Annotated in this window: 19 protein-coding genes; 9 read left to right on the forward strand and 10 right to left on the reverse strand. The window is 53.8% G+C overall.

From position 1 onward, the window contains the following. Nucleotides 1-54: 54 nt before the first annotated feature. From HK25_RS10090 to HK25_RS10120, 7 genes are all read right to left on the reverse strand, one after another. Complete coding sequence (locus HK25_RS10090) at nucleotides 55-999, reverse strand: bifunctional riboflavin kinase/FAD synthetase (RefSeq protein ID WP_086554007.1); 945 nt, start codon at nucleotides 997-999, stop codon at nucleotides 55-57. A 2-nt stretch (nucleotides 1,000-1,001) separates the two neighbouring features. Next, entirely contained in the window at nucleotides 1,002-1,715 is a 714-nt protein-coding gene (gene mtnC / locus HK25_RS10095) for an acireductone synthase (protein WP_086636105.1), read from the reverse strand. Beyond that, a complete protein-coding gene (locus tag HK25_RS10100) occupies nucleotides 1,712-2,257 on the reverse strand; it encodes an acireductone dioxygenase (protein ID WP_086554005.1) in 546 nt (181 codons plus the stop codon). The genes mtnC and HK25_RS10100 overlap by 4 nt, the downstream gene beginning before the upstream one ends. Further along, a complete protein-coding gene (locus HK25_RS10105; protein WP_086554004.1) occupies nucleotides 2,254-2,862 on the reverse strand; it encodes a methylthioribulose 1-phosphate dehydratase in 609 nt (202 codons plus the stop codon). The genes HK25_RS10100 and HK25_RS10105 overlap by 4 nt, the downstream gene beginning before the upstream one ends. A gap of 96 nt (nucleotides 2,863-2,958) precedes the next feature. After that, nucleotides 2,959-3,201 (reverse strand): twin-arginine translocase TatA/TatE family subunit, encoded by a 243-nt coding sequence (locus HK25_RS10110; protein ID WP_086554003.1) that lies wholly within the window; start codon nucleotides 3,199-3,201, stop codon nucleotides 2,959-2,961. 156 nt (nucleotides 3,202-3,357) lie between these two features. After that, nucleotides 3,358-3,819: a CHAP domain-containing protein gene (locus HK25_RS10115; protein ID WP_086636106.1), complete on the reverse strand. Its 462-nt coding sequence runs from the start codon at nucleotides 3,817-3,819 to the stop codon at nucleotides 3,358-3,360. Then, nucleotides 3,789-4,445, reverse strand: a complete 657-nt coding sequence (locus HK25_RS10120; protein ID WP_233127794.1) for a RecX family transcriptional regulator — start codon at nucleotides 4,443-4,445, stop codon at nucleotides 3,789-3,791. The genes HK25_RS10115 and HK25_RS10120 overlap by 31 nt, the downstream gene beginning before the upstream one ends. Before the next feature lie 237 nt (nucleotides 4,446-4,682). Between HK25_RS10120 and HK25_RS10125 the strand changes: the two genes are divergently transcribed. From HK25_RS10125 to HK25_RS10150, 6 genes are all read left to right on the forward strand, one after another. Continuing rightward, nucleotides 4,683-5,879: an aspartate aminotransferase family protein gene (locus HK25_RS10125; protein ID WP_086636108.1), complete on the forward strand. Its 1,197-nt coding sequence runs from the start codon at nucleotides 4,683-4,685 to the stop codon at nucleotides 5,877-5,879. After that, nucleotides 5,879-6,877, forward strand: coding sequence for an ornithine carbamoyltransferase (gene argF, locus HK25_RS10130; protein WP_086553999.1), 999 nt, complete (start codon nucleotides 5,879-5,881; stop codon nucleotides 6,875-6,877). The genes HK25_RS10125 and argF overlap by 1 nt, the downstream gene beginning before the upstream one ends. A 29-nt stretch (nucleotides 6,878-6,906) precedes the next feature. Then, entirely contained in the window at nucleotides 6,907-7,860 is a 954-nt protein-coding gene (locus tag HK25_RS10135) for an Hsp33 family molecular chaperone HslO (RefSeq protein ID WP_086553998.1), read from the forward strand. A 139-nt stretch (nucleotides 7,861-7,999) separates the two neighbouring features. Next, complete coding sequence (locus HK25_RS10140) at nucleotides 8,000-8,944, forward strand: hypothetical protein (protein WP_143295986.1); 945 nt, start codon at nucleotides 8,000-8,002, stop codon at nucleotides 8,942-8,944. 81 nt (nucleotides 8,945-9,025) lie between these two features. After that, nucleotides 9,026-11,581 carry an ATP-dependent helicase HrpB gene (gene hrpB, locus HK25_RS10145; protein ID WP_086636110.1) on the forward strand — a complete coding sequence of 852 codons (2,556 nt, stop codon included), beginning with the start codon at nucleotides 9,026-9,028 and terminating at the stop codon, nucleotides 11,579-11,581. Between the two features lie 145 nt (nucleotides 11,582-11,726). Then, nucleotides 11,727-12,827: a S1C family serine protease gene (locus HK25_RS10150; RefSeq protein WP_086636111.1), complete on the forward strand. Its 1,101-nt coding sequence runs from the start codon at nucleotides 11,727-11,729 to the stop codon at nucleotides 12,825-12,827. A gap of 66 nt (nucleotides 12,828-12,893) precedes the next feature. Here the strand turns inward: HK25_RS10150 and HK25_RS10155 are convergent, their stop codons facing one another. From HK25_RS10155 to HK25_RS10160, 3 genes are read right to left on the reverse strand one after another with little or no spacing between them, the layout of a single operon-like run. Continuing rightward, nucleotides 12,894-13,910 carry a hypothetical protein gene (locus tag HK25_RS10155; RefSeq protein WP_086636112.1) on the reverse strand — a complete coding sequence of 339 codons (1,017 nt, stop codon included), beginning with the start codon at nucleotides 13,908-13,910 and terminating at the stop codon, nucleotides 12,894-12,896. Beyond that, on the reverse strand, nucleotides 13,894-14,034 hold the full coding sequence (locus HK25_RS12995; protein WP_158092781.1) for a hypothetical protein: 141 nt from the start codon (nucleotides 14,032-14,034) through the stop codon (nucleotides 13,894-13,896). The genes HK25_RS10155 and HK25_RS12995 overlap by 17 nt, the downstream gene beginning before the upstream one ends. A gap of 14 nt (nucleotides 14,035-14,048) precedes the next feature. Then, nucleotides 14,049-14,741, reverse strand: coding sequence for an ATP-dependent Clp protease proteolytic subunit (locus HK25_RS10160; protein WP_173559719.1), 693 nt, complete (start codon nucleotides 14,739-14,741; stop codon nucleotides 14,049-14,051). A gap of 244 nt (nucleotides 14,742-14,985) precedes the next feature. Here HK25_RS10160 and HK25_RS10165 point away from each other — a divergent pair, with 244 nt between their 5' ends. From HK25_RS10165 to HK25_RS10175, 3 genes are all read left to right on the forward strand, one after another. Further along, entirely contained in the window at nucleotides 14,986-15,915 is a 930-nt protein-coding gene (locus HK25_RS10165; protein WP_233127795.1) for a hypothetical protein, read from the forward strand. A 147-nt stretch (nucleotides 15,916-16,062) separates the two neighbouring features. Then, nucleotides 16,063-17,298, forward strand: a complete 1,236-nt coding sequence (locus HK25_RS10170; RefSeq protein WP_086636113.1) for an LL-diaminopimelate aminotransferase — start codon at nucleotides 16,063-16,065, stop codon at nucleotides 17,296-17,298. Continuing rightward, complete coding sequence (locus HK25_RS10175; RefSeq protein ID WP_086636114.1) at nucleotides 17,295-18,614, forward strand: homoserine dehydrogenase; 1,320 nt, start codon at nucleotides 17,295-17,297, stop codon at nucleotides 18,612-18,614. The genes HK25_RS10170 and HK25_RS10175 overlap by 4 nt, the downstream gene beginning before the upstream one ends. Nucleotides 18,615-18,654 lie beyond the last annotated feature (40 nt).

The following is an 18,654-nucleotide window of genomic DNA, read 5'->3' on the forward strand; positions in this document are numbered from 1 at the left end:
GAACCCCGAGAAACGGCAGCCCTATCACATATAACAGAATACCAAGCAGCCTTTTCATAAGCTCCCTCTTTCCTGATCTATGACCTGACGGGCCTCGTCTGCATCACGGGTGATCTGCTGCCTCAGCGCATCGAGGCCGTCAAACCGTTTTTCAGGGCGCAGCATACGGTGCAATGCCACCGAGACTTCCTGACCGTACAAATCGCCCTCATAGTCAAATAAATGCACTTCGAGGCGACTTTCAAGCCCGTCATCAATCGTGGGACGAATGCCAATATTGGCGACACCAGCATAAGCAGAACCATTTGTCAGGCGCACTGTGACAGCATAAACACCGCGCGCAGGCTCAAGATGGCGACCAAGCGCGATATTTGCGGTCGGAAAACCCAGTAGTCGCCCGCGCTTTGCACCGTGCTGCACAACACCATGCACCGACCATAAACGTCCAAGCTCCTCAGCGGCTCTTTCAGGCTGACCGGCTTTAAGAAGTTTACGAATACGGGTGGAGGAATAAGGGCCGGCTTCATCTGTCAGGGCCGAAACGGCTATAAAGCCCATATTCAGCTCGCCGCACCGCTCTGCCAGAAACTCGGCATTACCTGAGCGTTTGAACCCGAAACAAAAATCAGCCCCGCAGGCGACATGCTTCAGCCCAAGAGCCTCGCTCAGAACATCTTCAGCGAAACGTTCTGCCGGCATGTGGGAAAAAGCTTCATCGAAGCGAATCTGGAAAACATGCTTCACACCAAGAGCAGACAAAGCTGCAAGCCGCTCAGCAGACAAAGTAAGCCGGAAGGGTGGCTCAGTCGGGCGGAACAACTCACCCGGGTGGGGTTCAAACGCAACAACGGCCAGAGGCAAATCAGGCCGGGCACTATGCAATGTCCGGACAAGGTGCGCATGGCCGCGATGCACCCCATCAAAATTCCCCAGCGCTGCCGCACATCCCCGCACCTCATCCGGAACTGATTTCCAGTCTTTGTGCAGCCGTGCTGTCATACTTACGCGCCCTCCTGACCAGGCAGGGCAAAGTGGCGGGCAGCCTCTGGCAGGCTGGCTGCGACAGGGTGCGACGTGCCGGCAACTGTACCATCTTCAGGCCGCACAACCTGACACACTTCCAGCCCGGCTTCAGCCGCGGCATCAAGCTCAGCAGTTACATCAGAAAGGAACAAAACATCAGCAGCCTGCCAGCCGGCTTCCTTCACGATCGCCCGGTAACTGTCAGCTTCTTTCTTACCACCCACTCTGAGATCAAAAAAATGACTGAAAAGCGGTGTCAGATCACCCTGCTCTGTATGGCCATAAATCAACCTCTGAGCCGCTTCAGAACCTGAGGAGTAAACAGCCAGTGTCAGACCATTTTCAGACCATTTTTGCAGCACAGGCGCAACATCAGGGTAAAGGCGGGCTGTCAGCTCACCCTGCTGGTACCCTCTGGCCCAGATCAGACCCTGCAGCTCTTTCAGCGGAGCAACTTTTGCATCCTCATCAATCCAGCTGATCAGCTGCTCTGCCGGTGACTTATCAGGAGCAATTTTTCTGACATCCGCGACGATTTTCTGCACGGCTGCATCATCAGCATGCTCATCAAGGTAGTCTTTCAGACACCCGCGGGCGTAGGGAAAAAGAATCTGGTGCACAAAAGACACCGGTGCTGTTGTCCCCTCAATGTCGAGCAGAACAACGCGGGGAGCTGAAACAGAAGATTTCACTGTGGATACACCAGAAAACGTTGTGCCAGATCGGTGTCGGTATAATCCGCAATCCAGCCTTCCTTGTGCGTAAAGATACGCAGAGTGACAAAATCAGGAGCCGGGCCGCCATCAAACCAGTGCTTATACCCTTCAGGCACTGAGATCAGATCTGACTGACAGCATTCGACATCATAAATCCGGTCGTCAATATGCAGAACGAAATGACCGCTGCCATGCACAAAAAAACGCACTTCATCTTCGCTATGCGTATGCTCTGACAGGAATTTTTTGCGCAGTGCCCCATAGTTCGGCGTTTGTGCATTAACCCGCAGAACATCGGCCGAACCGGCACCTGTTTCACCCATAAGGCGATCAAGAAACGGACGGTATGCTGTAAGCACTGTGGCCTCATCAGCATCACGCGGAGGAATTTCAGGCCCCTCCCAACGCTCAAAACGCACATTAAAAGGTTTAAGGAGCGCAGCTATCTGCGCAGGGTCAGATGTTTGTACAACAGCCTGCCCGGGTGCTGTATCCTCAAAGATAGTAAGAGTGCTCATCGCGCCAGTTTCCTTCTTTCAAGCTCACAGGCCAGCAGAAACTCGAGCCCTTCAAGGCGTGCCAGAGCCGTTGCCATATTTTTACCCCAGACATAGACCCCGTGCCCGCGAATAATATACCCGGCAGACATACGACCAAAAAAGGGCTCAACAACGCCGGCCAGACGCGCAATATCCTGATCATTCTCAAACACAGGGACCGACACGCTGGTTTTGTGGGTTGTCTGCCCTTCAAACACTTTGAGCACTTCATAGTCTGAAAGCACCAGAGCAGGGTCGGCACTCAGCATAGACAAAACTGTGGCGGCAACTGAATGCCCATGCAGCACAGCACCCGCCGTCGGGTCGTTGCGATAAATCTGGCAATGCAGCAATGTTTCAGCGCTTGGCACGTCCTGCTGACGCAGAGGCCTGCCCTGCATATCGACAGTGATAACGCCATCAGCCTGCAAAAAGCCCTTGTGCCCACCCGAGCGGGTTATCGCGATGGCACCATCCTCAAGGCGGCGGCTGATGTTACCCGCTGTAGCGGGCACCCAGCCTCTGCTGTCCATACGCTGCCCTGCCTGAAGAATATCTCTGACAGCATGTGCAAAATCAGTCATTACGCCCGCTCAACCTCTCTCTGAATACGCCGGATATGCAGGCGCGTCAGAGGCCTTGTATAATACGAAAAAATTCAGACCGCCACTGCAACAGATTTAGTGTGTTTTCTCACGCTGTGCGGTCTGCTCAGTTGTGGCAGACGGTGGCGGAGAAGGAATTTGCCCGCCTGAAACGGGTGGCTCCTGGTTCATGGGCTCATCGTCAGCCATATGTTTTTTAAATGACTTAAGGCCCTTAGCAAAATCACCCATAAGAGAGCTGATTTTACCACCGCCACCAAACACCACCACAACAACAGCCAGAACTATCAGCCAGTGCCAGATGCTAAAACTACCCATTCTGCTGCCCCTCATTGACCACACGCCAGCTCTGCGCGCGGTTATACTACCTTAAAATATTCTGCCATGCACATGACGTGTCAGATGATGATCTGACAAGCCCACGACATGATTTATATCTGTTTTGTCACAACGCCACGACAGATCTCTACCTGCCTAGGGCTGTATGAAGCCATAGGCAGGATAAACAGTTTTGCCCATCCCATCAATCGGCGCCCACCAGACCTTTACTTTCGTCCAGTTATTCGCAGCCGAAACATCCTGCACAGGGGCATTACGGGTCACCCGCCCGGGCTCCCAGTTTGCGTGGTCGACAATAATCCAGCGACTATTTTTGACTTTACGCACAACAGACACATGCCCCGCCGGCAGGCGACGTGTTGAGCGAAACACCAGCACATCCCCCGGCTGTGGCACAGACGACCTGACATAACGCCCCTTCGCCTGCCACCACCAGCTTGCGGCATCACCATGCAACAAACTTACCTGAGAGTGCTCACGTGCGTAGGGTGCACACTGAAGCCTGCCATTCCACCCTCCCCCGCAGGCCGAGAGCACCAGCAAAGCAAGACAAACAATGCTCTGCCTTACGACTCGGCACGCAGACGCTCGGTCCATTCTTCAGCTTCCTCTGCTTCCATATCGAGCACCCGCCGGGCCACATCATGACCAAAACCCGAGCGCGCAAAAACACCGAATGCTTTATGACGCATAGCCTGCTCAGCCTGAGGCCCGTCATCTTCTGCCTGAGCGGTAACTCGGCTGTTCAGGCGCGGCAAAGAGGCAAAAGGCCCAAGCCGTCTTTTCCGTGCCAGCACAAGCGCTGCGGCAAGCTCTGTTTCCTGGGCCGAAAAACTTTCCACAGCACCTTCAAGAGCGGCCTCACGTAACGGGGCATCCACACCGTGAGACGCCAGATGCGCCTGCACAGCCTTACCAGAGCGGCCGGACCGGACCAGCCGCCGCGCCCGCGCCCGCGCATAATCCTCATCATTAACCGCACCGAGCCGCACCATGTCAGCGGCGACCTCTTTAATAACGTCGCGCAGAGCTTCACTCTTACCAGTCAGATCATCCCGGTCCGCTCCGGCTTTCAGGGCTGCACGCTCCCACCTGGCAACACGACGGAACAAAACCAGCTCAAGGTCATGGCGTGTCGCGGCAAACCGCGCGAGATGCGCCAGAGCGACCTCACGCAATCGTGTGCGATCAGGCGGTGGGGGGCATTCAGAAGGAATTGTCACAAAGACCACCTGCACTCCCGATAAAATACACGGTTATTCTTTTTCATCTGATGGCAGAAACCCGTTTTCTTCAAGACTTTTTAACGTAACATATTTGACTTATCGCCTTTTGCTGGCCCATCATAGCGTTGCATGACAGATCACCCGCTCCGTACAGGCAGCGGGCTTTTCTGTTTTTGTGCCTCCATCCGAACGCGTCCAGAAACTTTTAACGACGGTAATGTAAAGATATTCTCCATGATTCCAGCTCTGACCCCTACCTACAACCGCGCCAATCTTGCCTTTGAAAAAGGCGAAGGCGCATGGCTGTACACGACTGACGGGCGACGATTCCTGGACTTTGCCGCCGGTATAGCAACCTGCTCACTCGGCCATGCACACCCTCACCTGGTTAACGCTATTCAGCAGCAGGCTGCAAAGGTTATGCATGTCTCAAACCTGTTTCGCATTCCTCAGGCTGAAAAGCTGGCACAGCGCCTGACAGAACACAGCTTTGCTGACAGTGTGTTCTTCTGCAACTCCGGGGCTGAAGCTAATGAGGGCATGGTAAAATTTGCACGCCGTGCACAGGCCCTTGCCGGCCACCCCGAACGCACTGAAATTATCTGCATGGACGGGGCTTTTCATGGCCGTACCCTTGCTATGCTTTCAGCAACAGGCAACCCAAAATATCTCGATGGTTTTGGCACACCCGTGCCTGACTTTATTCACGTACCTTTTAACAACATTGAAGCGGTCAAAAAAGCACTCACCGCACGCACCTGCGCCATTATGCTTGAACCCATCCAGGGCGAAAGCGGCATCAGGGCAGCCTCTGGCGAATTTTTAAGCCAGCTTCGTGCACTATGTGATGAAACCGGGGTTCTGCTGGCTTTTGATGAAGTGCAGACGGGTGTTGGCCGCACAGGCCGGCTCTTTGCTCATGAATGGGCCGGTGTCTTACCAGATGTGATGTCAACAGCTAAAGGTCTTGGCGGTGGCTTTCCGATCGGTGCGGTTCTGGCAACCGAGACTGTCGCAAAAGCTATGACTTTTGGCACCCATGGCACCACTTTTGGTGGCAGCCCTCTGGCCTGTGCCGCAGCCAATGCCGTGCTTGATATACTGCTTGCACCCGGCTTTCTGGACCAGGTCTGTGCACGGGCCAGACTACTCGACACATTACTCGATGAGCTGATCACCCAATATCCGGGTGTTTTCGATGCGCGCCGCGGACGTGGCCTGCTGATCGGCCTGCATTGTGTGCCACCGGCAGGTAACGTGCTTGAGGCCGCAACTGAGGCCGGGCTGCTCTGTGTCACGGCTGGTGACAATGTGCTGCGCCTGCTTCCTCCACTGACGGTGACTGAAGATGAATGTCTTGAGGCTGTCTCCCGCCTTAAAAAAACTGCTGAGCTGCTCAGTGTAAACCAGAATGCTGCGGAGGCTGTATAATGTCTGACGTTTTATCTCCTGCTGTGTCTGCCTCATCTGATACCACTCTGCGGCATTTCCTCGACCTGAAAGATATTGACGCAACAACCCTGCGTCAGATTCTTGACGTTGCCCGCGATATCAAAAAAATGCAGCAGAACCGCCGTTTTCCGCTGCATCCCCGCACACCACTGGCGGGACGGACACTGGGGATCATTCTTTCCAAACCCTCTACCCGTACGCGTGTCTCCTTCGAGGTTGGCATCCGCCAGCTGGGGGGTGATGCCGTTATTCTCAGCCCCTCAGAAATGCAGCTTGGACGAGGCGAAACCATTGCTGACACAGGGCGGGTGCTGTCACGCTTTGTCGATTCACTGGTTCTGCGCACGGGCAAAACAGAGTCTCTGCATGCCCTGGCAAAATGGAGTTCGGTGCCCGTTATTAACGGCCTCACGCCCTCCTCTCATCCGGTACAGATTCTGGCTGACATCCTGACCTTTGAAGAAAAACGCGGCCCGGTAAAAGGACGGACTTTTGCCTGGACAGGTGACGGCAATAACGTACTGACCTCACTGATCGAAGGTGCTGTGCGTTTCGGTTTTACTCTGCGCGCTGCCACACCACCCGATATGCTGCCGCACCAGCCCACACTTGAGTGGGCTGCACGCGAAGGCGGAAAAATTGAGTGGACGCAAAGCCCCCAGGATGCCGTGCGCGGAGCCGACTGCGTTATCACAGATACCTGGATCAGCATGTCTGACTCGCAGGACGAAGCGACATCGCGCATTCTGAAACTCGAACCATACCGCGTTGATTCCAGGCTTATGGCCCTTGCTGCCCCTGACGCCCTTTTTATGCACTGCCTGCCTGCCCATATAGGCGAGGAAGTCACGCAGGATGTTTTTGAAGGAAAACACTCTGTTGTATTTGATGAGGCCGAAAACCGCCTTCATGCACAAAAAGGTATTCTTGCCTGGGCTATGGGTGGTGCCGACTGGCTCTCAATGGGTCAGGACTAACGCTTTAACGAAAAGAACTAAGGCTCTTTATGAAAACCCCTGCTTTTCTTGATCGACAGCGCCCCGATGTGCCCGATCTGGTTGTGCCTGGCGGCGTCACCCCTTTCTACCTTCAGGGGCGCCCGGTTCGTGGCAGGCTGGTACGCCCCGGTGTGCTGGCAGATGTAATGCTAACCCGCCATGACCACCATGCCGCTGTTACCCGCCTTGCCGGCAAAGCCCTCTCTGTTGTCGCAGCTCTTGCCTCTGCACTTAAATTTCAGGGCTCTTTCTCTCTGCAAATCAAAGGCAATGGTCCTGTCAGCCTGCTGGTCGCGGACTGTACCAACACTGGTGCGCTGCGTTTTTATATTCGCGCGGATGAAGAGGCTGTCACTGCTCTGCTCAGTGAAAAGCCAGAACCATCTGACTACGACCTGACTGGTGATGGTTACCTGGCACTGACGATTGATCAGGGGCCAGAAACAGAACGTCACCAGGGTATTGTCGATATCTCAGGCGACAGCCTGACTGATATGATCAGCCATTACTTCAAAACCAGTGAGCAGCATGCCTGCTGGATCAGCCTGCACTGTGAGCTGACTGATGCAGGATGGCGCACCGGAGCGCTTATTCTTGAACGGCTCGCTGACGACGGTGGCATTCATATTGAAACCGACGACACACCAGATGACAGCTGGAACACAGCCACCATTCTGGCATCGACCCTTAAAGCCAGCGAACTCCTGGACGATGCACTGCCCCCCAGAGAACTTCTGTTCAGATTATTCCACGCAGAAGGGCTGCAGATCGGTCAGCCACGTGCTCTGGCTTATGGATGTCGCTGCTCTCGTGCCCGGCTGACAGAAATTTTACAGAATTTTTCTGATGATGATCTCGACCACATGATGCTCGATGACAGGCTGATTACCATGACCTGCGAATTTTGTAACATCAGCTTTCATTTTCAGCGAGACGACATCAGCTCAGAGGATAATGACTGACAGATAAGACATCATTACCCTGCCACCATCTGTGTTAGTCTGATTGCCGCTGCACAATGAATGGCAGGGTCGTGAAGAAACGATTTTTTACACACACCCCGAGCCTGGACAGAATTCTGATTATAAGAAAGTTCGTGCCATGATGCCGTTTTCCCGTTTGCTCCGCCTGTCAATAGCGATGTCGATCCTTTCCTCTCCGGTGCTGCTCCTGTCAGGATGCGCAAACGATAAGCAGTCCGAACAGGCTTTTACCCCACTGAACTATTCTTATCTGAGCAGGCTCAACCTCAATGTTTCACGCATTGATATTCTTGATCAGACAACAGAAAATCCGGTTGAGGGTAATATTGCCGCATCTTCCCCTGTTCCTCCTGCGCAGGCTTTACGCCAGATGGCACAGGACAGACTGGCCGCTGTAGGAACGAATGGTGATGTTGCGCAATTTATTATCTCGCGCGCATCTATCCTGAATAATGCCGGCGGCAACCTGGCCGGACAGATGAATACACGCCTCACCATTCTCAACCCCGAAGGCCTCACTGTTGCCAGCTCAGACATGCAGGTAACCCGGCAAATGCGTCCAAATTTGTCAGATGGCAACGCAGACAAACCGGCTAACCTCTATGCGCTGACCAAAGAGATGATGCAGGATATGAATGTTGAGCTGGAGTATCAGCTGCAACATAAAATGACCAGCTGGATGCTCGATGGCGGCGGCAAACCACTCAACTCAGCCGTACAAACACAGTCCCTTGACCAGCCAGGCAGCACACCAGCCGCAACCACGGACTCATCTGTCACACCAGGTGCAGCCGTTACTGTACCACAGCAGTCAGCCTCTTCAGCTGCTACAGTATCTACCACCACGGGGGCGTCAGCTATTCCTTCTGCAACCAGCTCAGACAATGCTCCTGTAACAATAACAGGTTACAGTGCTGCTCAGCCTTCCGCCACAAAAACACCATCACAGTCAGCGGAACCTGATGCGGTCTTCCCTGCAGGCGAAGACTCCTCTTCTGACAGCACCGCAACTCAGTCAAAGGTTATGTCCCCCCCTCCTCATACCCTGAAATTACCCGGGTAACCGAAGCAAAAGACAACACTGCAATCCTCTGATATAGCATCAGGAGATTGCAGTTCCCGACAGGTCTGCCATAACTGACTTATGTCAGCAGCAGCTTCTTCCTCCCTGTTCTCTGTGGCAGATACCCTGCCCATACGCGAGGTTCTGCCAGAGCTTTATAATGCTCTGGAACAGGGCACATCAGCCATTCTGGTCGCACCGCCAGGTGCCGGTAAAACCACGACTGTTCCCCCCGTGCTTGCCCGCGCTTCGTGGCGCAAAGAAACTGACCGCATCATTATGCTCGAACCCCGCAGGCTGGCAGCCCGTGCTGCAGCCCAGCGCATTGCCAGCCTGCTGGGCGAGGAAGCCGGCGGTTTTGCAGGCTATCGCACGCGCCTCGATTCAGCAGTCTCTGCCCGCACACGCATTGAAGTGCTGACGGAAGGGCTGTTTTTACGCCAGGTACTGAATGACCCTATGCTTGAAGGGGTTGCCTGCGTCATCATCGACGAAATACACGAACGCTCCCTTGAAGCTGACCTTGCTCTGGCTTTCTGCCTTGATCTGCAACGTAGTCTGCGCCCTGACCTGCGCCTTGTTGCAATGTCAGCCACAGCTGAAACAGACCGGCTCACAGCCCTGATGCAGGCTCCTGTCATCACCAGTGAAGGGCGCATTTTTCCGCTTACTGTGCAGCATGCAAAACGTGATATTGCGCATATTCGTGACCTGCCGGCGGCCACAGCAGCTGCGGTCCGCCAGGCACTCACGGATACTGAAGGTAATATCCTCGTCTTTTTACCAGGAAAGGGAGAGATACGACGCACAGCCGCTTTACTCGAAAATTGTGCAGCAGCTGTATTACCTCTGCATGGAGAGCTCCCTCCGGCTGAACAAAACCGCGTGCTGCGTCCTGACCCAGGCGGCCCCAGACGGGTTATCCTTGCGACCTCAATTGCTGAAACCTCTCTGACTGTTCCGGGTGTGCGGGTTGTTATTGATGGTGGCTTTCGCCGCGCCCCACGCTTTGATGCCGGAGCTGGCCTGTCACGCCTCGCCACTGTGCGCATTTCAAAAGCAGCAGCCAGACAACGTGCCGGCCGTGCCGGCCGTGAAGCGCCTGGCATTGCCATTCGCCTGTGGACAGCCGCAACTGAGCGCGGACTGCCTCAACATGACCGTCCTGAAATTCTCGAATCTGATTTATCTGATTTTGTCCTCTCCACCACATTGTGGGCTGATACAACCGGCGACACGACATCAGCCCTGCCCCTGCCTGATGCGCCTCCTGGCAGTGCTGTCGCAACAGCAACGCAGCTGCTTATGCTGCTTGGTGCACTCAATGACGATAAAACGATTACCAGCCTGGGGCGCAAAATGGCTGGCCTGGGCACGCACCCGCGCCTGGCTGCAATGATGCTGGCCGCCAGAACCAGAGAAGAGATGGCTCTTGCCGCCGATATTGCTGCTTTGCTGGAGGAGCGTGACCCCCTGCGCCCTGTAACAGGCGGCCGTAGTGGCCCTCCCACGCCGGCACTCTCAGATATTTCTCTGCGCCTTGACCTGATTGCCGGCCATGACCACCCGCAGGCAGACCGGGCAGCACTCGCAGCGATCAGGCAAACAGCAAATCGTTTTCGTACCCGCCTGGGGCTTCGGCCCGGGCATGCAGCACAAGGTGACCCCGCGGCTCTTCTGGCCGCTGGCTTTCCTGACCGGGTGGCCCTCTCACGCGGAGAAGCCGGGAGCTTTCGTCTGTCAGGTGGCAACAATGCAAAACTACGGCGCGATGACACACTGGCCGAAAAAAAACTCCTGGCTGTAGCAGGTCTTCATTTGCGCACATCGGCTGAAATTCGTCTGGCTGCCCCGCTTGACCCTGACGCGTTACCACCTGCTTTACTGGCACGCACAAAAGAACAGGTTGAAACCACGCTTGACCCTGTTTCGGGTGCTATTCTTGCCCGCAGACGCACGCGCATAGGCTGCCTGATCCTTAAAGATATCACCGAAAAAGTTGATACCGCCAATGCTGCGACTCTCCTTCTCCAACAGGCTAAAGCAGCACCAGACACAACACTTGGCTGGACAGATGCCGCCCGTCAGCTTCAGGCGCGCGTTGAACTGGCGCGTAACCTTCCCGCAGCAGACAACACCAGTGAAGAGGGATGGCCCGATTTTTCGACAGAAGCTCTTGCTGCCGGGATGGAAGAGTGGCTTGCCCCCTGGATGGATAATATAACCTCAGTAACGGCTCTGAAAGAACTGGACCTCTCCCAGCTTCTGCGCACTTACCTGGGCTATGCACGCACCCGCTGGCTGGATACGCACCTGCCTGTACAGCTGACATTTCCAGGCGGGAGCGCCGCCGTTGATTATACCCAGCCCGTGCCTGTGGCCTCAGCCAGAGCACAGGTTTTTTATGGCACAACAGCGACCCCACAACTCGCGTCAGGCCTCGTTCCTCTTCGTCTGGCGCTGCTTTCACCCGCTGGCAGACCACAGGCTATTACGGCTGACCTGGAAAATTTCTGGCAAAATGGCTGGCTGGACATGAGGCGCGATATGCGAGGCCGCTACCCAAAACATGAGTGGCCAGAAAACCCGGCCCTTGCCCCGGCACAGCCAAAAGCAAAGCGAAGCTCAGGCAGATAATACTAAGAACCTGCGCTCACCTGTCTGTGCAATGTCACAGTGACAAACCAAAAAACACATGTTTTGATGTTTTGCTGGTTCATTGCGCTGACAGCTGTAAAAATGGAGCTGAGATGACTGTTTTAAAAAAACTGATACTGAGATCATGAAGCTTTTCTTACGCTGTTCGGCAGTTTGCCTTGCTACCCTTGCCGTCAGCGCAGGCTGGATCACATTACGTGCCAGAGCACAGCCGACTTACATCCCTCCGGCTCAGCCCATTGTCCAGCCACCTGGCACAGGCTCTTTTGCTCCCCTTGTCAAAAAAGTTGTGCCTGCAGTTGTCAACATTGCCGTGACGCGTGGCTCTGACTCTTCCGCGCAAAAAAAATTACCGAGCACTATTAAAGGGACACCTCTTGAACACCGCCTGCGCGAACGCATGCGCAAACATGGCAATAATATTCTTGAAGCCGGCTCAGGGTTCATCCTTGATCCAAGCGGGTTAATCGTCACTAATGGTCACGTTGTTGATGATGCTGACACTATTACCGTCTCGCTGCTTAACGGTAATGAATATACCGCACGCCTCGTCGGCATTGATAAACTGACAGATATCGCTGTGATAAAAATTGAAACACAGCATACCCTCCCTTACCTGGAATGGGGCGATAGCCGTCAGGTACAGGTAGGAGACTGGATTCTCGCTGCAGGTAATCCTTTTGGTCTGGGGTCATCCGTCACAGCAGGCATTGTTTCCGCACGCGGGCGCGATATAGGCACCGGCCCGTTTGATGATTTTTTACAGCTTGATGCCCCGATTAATCCTGGCAATTCAGGTGGTCCCACATTCAACCTGGCCGGTCAGGTCATTGCACTTAATACGGCCATTGTGTCACCTACAGGCGGGTCGGTAGGAATTGGCTTTTCCATTCCGTCAGAAATAGTCATCCCTGTTGTCGAGGCACTGCGCCGCTATGGTCACATTGACCGGGGATGGATGGGAGCAACCCTTGAAGATACTCCCTCACGTGATGGCGCAAAGGTTGTAGAGGTCGACAGAAACGGACCTGCTGCCAAAAGCGGCATGCTGCGCGGTGACATTATAACAAAAATCAACAAAGACAGTATCAGCTCAGCACGCATCCTGATTCGTGCCATTGCGGCAGCTCAGCCTAATACGGACGTGCAGATTTCAGTTACCCGCAGGAACAAACCTGTCATTTTAACGCTGCATGTGGGGCATCGCCCGGTTTCTGAGGATTAGCTCTCTTTTCCAGCCGGAGAGCAATGTCATGGCACTGCAAAACAGCAGTGCCATGACATACAGACTTTATGGCCGGTCTTTATGGCGCACAGCACTTACAATACCACGAACAAACTGCCATGTACGACCTGCCGTACAAATCGCTTTTGCCAGTCGTGGAGCTGCTTTAGGGCGTAGCAGACGAGGGTCATAACCGGAAAAACGACGGTCATCTTCCTCGATACATAACGCCATAAAATCAGGCAAATTCAGATCAATACTGGAAATTTCTTTTGTACCGGTAACTGTAAAATTATTATCCTGTGTGTGTACTTCACCCTTGTCATCAACCGTTTTAACCAGACTTAACCGCTCATAAATAAGGAAAAGCCAGACCGCAACAACCTTAAGCTCGAAATAAGGACGACGGTACCACGGTAAAACAGCACGATACCAGGCCAGCCAGTTGGCAAATAATAAAATATGCCTGCATTCTTCCTGCATAACCGGCTCAAACGTCTCAATCAGCTCCGGTGGAAAAAAAGCTGAACGCTTTGCCAGTTCAAATAACCCAAAAGCAAAAAAACTGTCCACACACTCAGAGAAGCCTGTGACCATATATGCCCACTCAGCATCTTTGGGCTCGATATACGGCGGCTCCGGAGCCATAGGAATATTATAGGCCGCAACAAGTTTGCTCAGAACTTCTTTATGACGATTCTCTTCCCAGGCATTACGCGAAATCGCATCTCTGATATCCGGATCATCAACCAGACTGGCATAAGCTGCCATACGCAGCCGTGCTTTCCCCTCAGTCTGCACAGCAATATCCCAGATAGGCAGAGAGGTCACACGCCTGAGTGTTTCAGGGTCAAGCTTCGGCCAGTCAATGACTGATGGCTTATAGGGATTAAACGTATCACGAAACATCTGCGCCATAGCCTGCTTGTGTTCAGCAGAACCTGGAACCAAAGGTCCGCGATGTGCGCTCACCCAGTGCCGGGCCTGATAATCTGCTTTGACAACAGCGGCTGAATCAGGAGGAACTGGCAGATCATCAATTCTGTCAGGTAATTTTGTATAAATATCAGAAAGAGAGTTCATCATATAACGCCCGTTCGCTAAGGGCTTTTCTGACAAAACACAGAGCAAAACGCCGCAAAGCCAGAAAACTGCCCGGGAGTAGTAAATTACTGGCTTTTCTGATTCTGAGAATCAGAAAAGCCATACCGAAGCCAGAACTTAATGAATATCAGACAATTTCGAAATAATTCTGGTCACCAGACCATAATCAATCGCTTCCTGTGCAGACATCCAGTAATTACGGTCTGTATCTTTCGAAATTTTTTCGTAAGAATGACCGGTTTCACGCGCAAACAACCTGTTAAGACGCTCGCGCATTTTAATAATTTCGCGTGCCTCGATATCAATATCAGTTGCGGGGCCTCTTACACCGCCCATGGGCTGATGCAACAGGAAGCGCGTATTAGGTAAACAGAAACGACGGTCTTTGTGCCCGGCCGCAAAAATAAGGGCACCAGCCGAAGCAACCCAGCCTGTGCCAATCATGTTCACCGGCGCCACCGAATCGACAAAACGAATCATATCGTGAATCGTATCACCGCTCTCTACATGCCCTCCGGGAGAGTTCACATAAACATCAATCGGCTTGTCAGACTCACCTGCAAGCGCAAGCAATCTGCCAGTTACGTCACGTGCTATTTTGTCGTTAATACCGCCAAAAATAAGCACTTTTCTCTGCTTAAATAACTTTTCCTCAAGCTCTGCGGCCTGAGGTTTCTGCGTTTCTTTCTCAGACCCGCCTGGTGTTTCAGGGGTATCAGGAGCATCGGGCTCCTCATCATCAAGTCTGATCATGTCGCGGGAGAAAATACCCGTCATACCTGTCTCCGCATCATTTGTATCATGTGTCATGGCTACATCCTGCCCCTGCTCTGCGCCTGTGCCAAGTGGCAAAAGTAACAGGACAGCAATAACGTAAAAGAAAACTCCCTGCACAGATGATCTCGCCACCAGGCTGAGAAGCAGCTAGGATAGCCACAGACAGTGTTTACAATGGAGTATCTGCACCCACATGCCTAATGTATGTTCCCGGCAGTTCAGAAATCTGAAACAGAGTGTTCTGACCTGTTTACCCTGCAAGGCAACGAGACTGCCGGTGCAGCTGCTTTTCGCGGCGGGTGGCCTGCTGCTGAACGGGTGCAGCAACAACCATAAGGACTTTGTGGATAACAGCCTTGACTGGACACAAAAAATGCGAGGGGGAATTATCGCAACACAAAGGCCACCACCGCCAGGAGCCAATGAGCCCTATCCAAATGTTGGTCTCGTCCCGACAACTGTCCCGCCCATGCCATCACCTGAAGCGCGTGCTCTGCTGACCGAACAGCTTATTCGTGACAAAAACCTGACACACCGCACCGAAGCCGCCAATGGCACACTGACACCTGACATCCCTCCTCCTCCCTCAGCCAGACTGACATCCTCTAAAAACTCTACGGCTCCGGCACTGGCTGAAGGGCAAAATGGTGCCGTGATGGATGCCGCAACCGCGCCGCCGCAAACTGAGGCAAAAAAAACATCAGCTCCCCAGAGCAAAGCCCCTGCGGCACCACAGCAGGAAGCAGAACTTGCCATGCCTGAAGTCACAGGCAAGGCGCAGGCGCTGCCCGTGGCTGACAGCGACCTGCCACAGATTGCGGAAGCGCCTCCGGCGGTACCCTCTGTAGCAGGGATTAATGTTCCCTCAGATGCGCTGATACCGGACGAAAAAACCCCGGACTATGATCTGGCTGACCCGACAGGCACAGCCCTGCACTTTATGCCCGGCTCTGACCAGCTTTCTGCCGGGCAGGATTCTGCGCTGATCAAGCTTGTTGGCAAAACCCCTCAGGGACCGTTCTATGTCCGGGCATCCGGCAGCTCCATCTCGCTGAGTGCCAGTGACCAGGCCGATGCTGTCCAGCTCGGGCTGCTTCGGGCCCAGCGTGTAGCCAGCCAGCTTATAGCTTTGCACGTACCTGCTAATGCTATTCATATTCGCGCTGAGTCTTTTGGCAGCGGTGCTCATGTATCAACCACACCATGAACACAGTCTCGCCATAACAAATCTATAGTAAAAAGTAATATAAGAAGCCCTTAAGGGGAGTTGCCTCATCCGTTTCTGCCACTACTATGACCTGTCTCGTAACCAGGCGGGCTCTGCCCGCATCCTCACCTCGGATATTTGCCGTCCATGACCGAAGAATTCCATCGTATCCGCCGCCTGCCCCCGTATGTTTTTGCCTCAGTTAACCAGGCGAAGGCGGCGGCCAGGGCCAGAGGTGAAGATATTATCGATCTGGGCATGGGTAACCCTGACAGCCCCACCCCACCTCACATTGTTAAAAAACTGATCGAAACAGTGCAGGATGCCCGCTCGCACCGTTATTCGGTCAGTAAAGGCATTCCTGGCCTGCGCCGCGCACTGGCCGGCTATTATGAACGCCGTTTTAATGTCAAACTCGACCCTGAACGCGAAGTGATTGCAACTCTGGGTTCGAAAGAAGGGCTGGCTAATCTGGCGTCAGCCATCACCAGCCCTGGTGACACTATTCTGGTGCCGAACCCGTCATATCCCATTCATCAGTTTGGCTTTATGATTGCAGGGGCCTCAGTACGCTCTATTCCGGCAACACCTGACGACAACATGCTCAGCGCACTTGACCGTGCCGTGCGACATTCAGTGCCTAAACCAACAGCTCTGATTGTAAATTTCCCGTCAAACCCGACGGCTTACCTGGCTGACCTCGATTTTTATAAAGAACTCGTAGCGTTTGCCAGAAAACATGAGATTTATATTCTCTCTGACCTGGCCTACGCAGAGATCTATTTTGGCAATCTGGTCCCTCCTTCGATTCTGGCTGTACCAGGCGCCAAAGATATCGCCGTTGAATTTACCTCGCTCTCCAAAACCTACTCTATGGCTGGCTGGCGTATGGGCTTTGCTGCAGGGAATGAACGCCTGGTCGCGGCCCTGACCCGCATCAAATCCTACCTGGATTATGGTGCCTTCACCCCCATTCAGGTTGCTGCTGTCGCGGCTCTTAACGGCCCCCAGGACTGCGTAAGTGAAATTCGTGCGCTTTATAAAGAACGCCGCGACGTTCTGATTCGCGGCCTGCATGCTGCCGGCTGGGATGTCCCCTCTCCGGAAGGATCAATGTTCGCGTGGGCGCCTATTCCCGAAAAATTCCGTGATCTTGGAAGCGTTGCCTTCTCTAAACTTCTGCTTGAAGAAGCAGGCGTTGCCGTAGCGCCAGGCCTGGGTTTTGGTGAATATGGTGAAGGCTTTGTCAGAATTGGCCTGGTCGAAAACACCCATCGCCTGCGCCAGGCAACACGGGCCATTCGTGGCTTTCTTGCTGCACATGGTGTAAAACAACCCCCTTCTTCTCCCTCCACCAGCAAGCCGGAGCCCGCCAGGTCGTGAGTGCTTTATCTTCTTCTTCTTCTCCTCTTCGTCTTGGTATTGCAGGGCTGGGCACAGTCGGCGCAGGCGTCATTAAACTGATTGAAGCTAATGCGGATCTGATCAGTGCACGTGCCGGCCGGACTTTAAAAGTTGTGGCTGTCAGTGCGCGCAACCGCAAGCAGGACCGCGGCATATGCCTTGATACCCTGCGCTGGTATGATAATGCAGCTGACCTCGTAAATGATGCTGAAGTTGATGTTATTGTTGAGCTTATTGGTGGTGCTGAAGGCACCGCCAGAACACTGGTTGAAGCCGCGCTGAAAGCTGGCAAACCTGTTGTTACCGCCAATAAAGCGCTTCTCGCACTACATGGGCCGGCACTGGCAAAACTGAGCGCTGACAATGCCGCACCTCTGCTTTTCGAAGCTGCTGTTGCGGGTGGTATCCCTGCCATTAAAACTGTCAGAGAGGGGCTTGCTGCTGACCGCCTTGAACGCATTGGCGGTATCCTTAATGGCACCTGTAACTACATTCTGACCGTCATGCGTGAAACCGGGCAGGATTTTGCAACCGTTCTGACTGATGCGCAAAAACTGGGCTACGCTGAGGCTGACCCGTCAACAGACGTTGATGGCTGGGATGCTGCCCATAAGCTGGCTATTCTGGCAGGTCTCGCCTTTGGTCAGCCTGTTATTTTTGACAGCCTTCACGTTGAGGGCATTCGCCAGATTGGCTCAGCTGATCTCGATTTCGCACGCAAGCTGGGCTACCGCATCAAGCTGCTGGGGCTGGCCAGCCTGCGTGAAGACGGGCTTGAAGCCCGCGTAACACCGTGTCTTGTCAGGGAAGATGCTCCCATTGCTCAGGTTGACGGTGTTTTTAACGCTGTCGTGACAGAAAGTGCCTTTGCCGGCCGCCTGATGATTGAAGGACGCGGCGCCGGTGCCGGCCCGACAGCCAGCGCTGTCACCGCCGATCTGATTGATATTGCACGCGGCAAGACAGTCTCTGTCTGGGGTGTCGAACATTCTGACAAGCCTGCCCTTCAGGCGCTGCCACTTTCAGCCGGCAAAGGGGCTTTCTACCTGCGCCTGCTGGTGGAAGACCGCCCCGGCGTTATTGCCGATGTTTCCGCCGTACTACGCGACTGTGGGGTTTCACTTCGCAGTATGCTGCAACCCACTCCAGCCAGAAACGAAACAACACCTCATGTGCCTTTGATTCTGGTCACTCATCAGACATCTGAAGCCGCTATGCAGGACGCTGTTACACGCATCAAAGCTCTCAGCGTTGTGACAGCCTCTCCTGTCGTCATTCGTATCGAAACTGACTAAGTGGCTTAAACTCTGATACCCTCTGTATAATCAGGAAGGA

Origin of the sequence: Acetobacter sp. DsW_059 (assembly GCF_002153695.1) — a bacterium.
Lineage (GTDB): Bacteria > Pseudomonadota > Alphaproteobacteria > Acetobacterales > Acetobacteraceae > Acetobacter > Acetobacter thailandicus.

Bases quoted from the DNA above. Each gene is read 5' to 3' on its own strand.
- HK25_RS10090 (WP_086554007.1), bottom strand. From the start codon at position 999: ATGACAGCACGGCTGCACAAAGACTGGAAATCAGTTCCGGATGAGGTG.
- HK25_RS10100 (WP_086554005.1), bottom strand. From the start codon at position 2,257: ATGAGCACTCTTACTATCTTTGAGGATACAGCACCCGGGCAGGCTGTT.
- HK25_RS10105 (WP_086554004.1), bottom strand. From the start codon at position 2,862: ATGACTGATTTTGCACATGCTGTCAGAGATATTCTTCAGGCAGGGCAG.
- HK25_RS10110 (WP_086554003.1), bottom strand. From the start codon at position 3,201: ATGGGTAGTTTTAGCATCTGGCACTGGCTGATAGTTCTGGCTGTTGTT.
- HK25_RS10115 (WP_086636106.1), bottom strand. From the start codon at position 3,819: ATGGACCGAGCGTCTGCGTGCCGAGTCGTAAGGCAGAGCATTGTTTGT.
- HK25_RS10125 (WP_086636108.1), top strand. From the start codon at position 4,683: ATGATTCCAGCTCTGACCCCTACCTACAACCGCGCCAATCTTGCCTTT.
- argF (WP_086553999.1), top strand. From the start codon at position 5,879: ATGTCTGACGTTTTATCTCCTGCTGTGTCTGCCTCATCTGATACCACT.
- HK25_RS10135 (WP_086553998.1), top strand. From the start codon at position 6,907: ATGAAAACCCCTGCTTTTCTTGATCGACAGCGCCCCGATGTGCCCGAT.
- HK25_RS10140 (WP_143295986.1), top strand. From the start codon at position 8,000: ATGATGCCGTTTTCCCGTTTGCTCCGCCTGTCAATAGCGATGTCGATC.
- hrpB (WP_086636110.1), top strand. From the start codon at position 9,026: ATGTCAGCAGCAGCTTCTTCCTCCCTGTTCTCTGTGGCAGATACCCTG.
- HK25_RS10150 (WP_086636111.1), top strand. From the start codon at position 11,727: ATGAAGCTTTTCTTACGCTGTTCGGCAGTTTGCCTTGCTACCCTTGCC.
- HK25_RS10155 (WP_086636112.1), bottom strand. From the start codon at position 13,910: ATGAACTCTCTTTCTGATATTTATACAAAATTACCTGACAGAATTGAT.
- HK25_RS12995 (WP_158092781.1), bottom strand. From the start codon at position 14,034: ATGGCTTTTCTGATTCTCAGAATCAGAAAAGCCAGTAATTTACTACTC.
- HK25_RS10160 (WP_173559719.1), bottom strand. From the start codon at position 14,741: ATGACACATGATACAAATGATGCGGAGACAGGTATGACGGGTATTTTC.
- HK25_RS10170 (WP_086636113.1), top strand. From the start codon at position 16,063: ATGACCGAAGAATTCCATCGTATCCGCCGCCTGCCCCCGTATGTTTTT.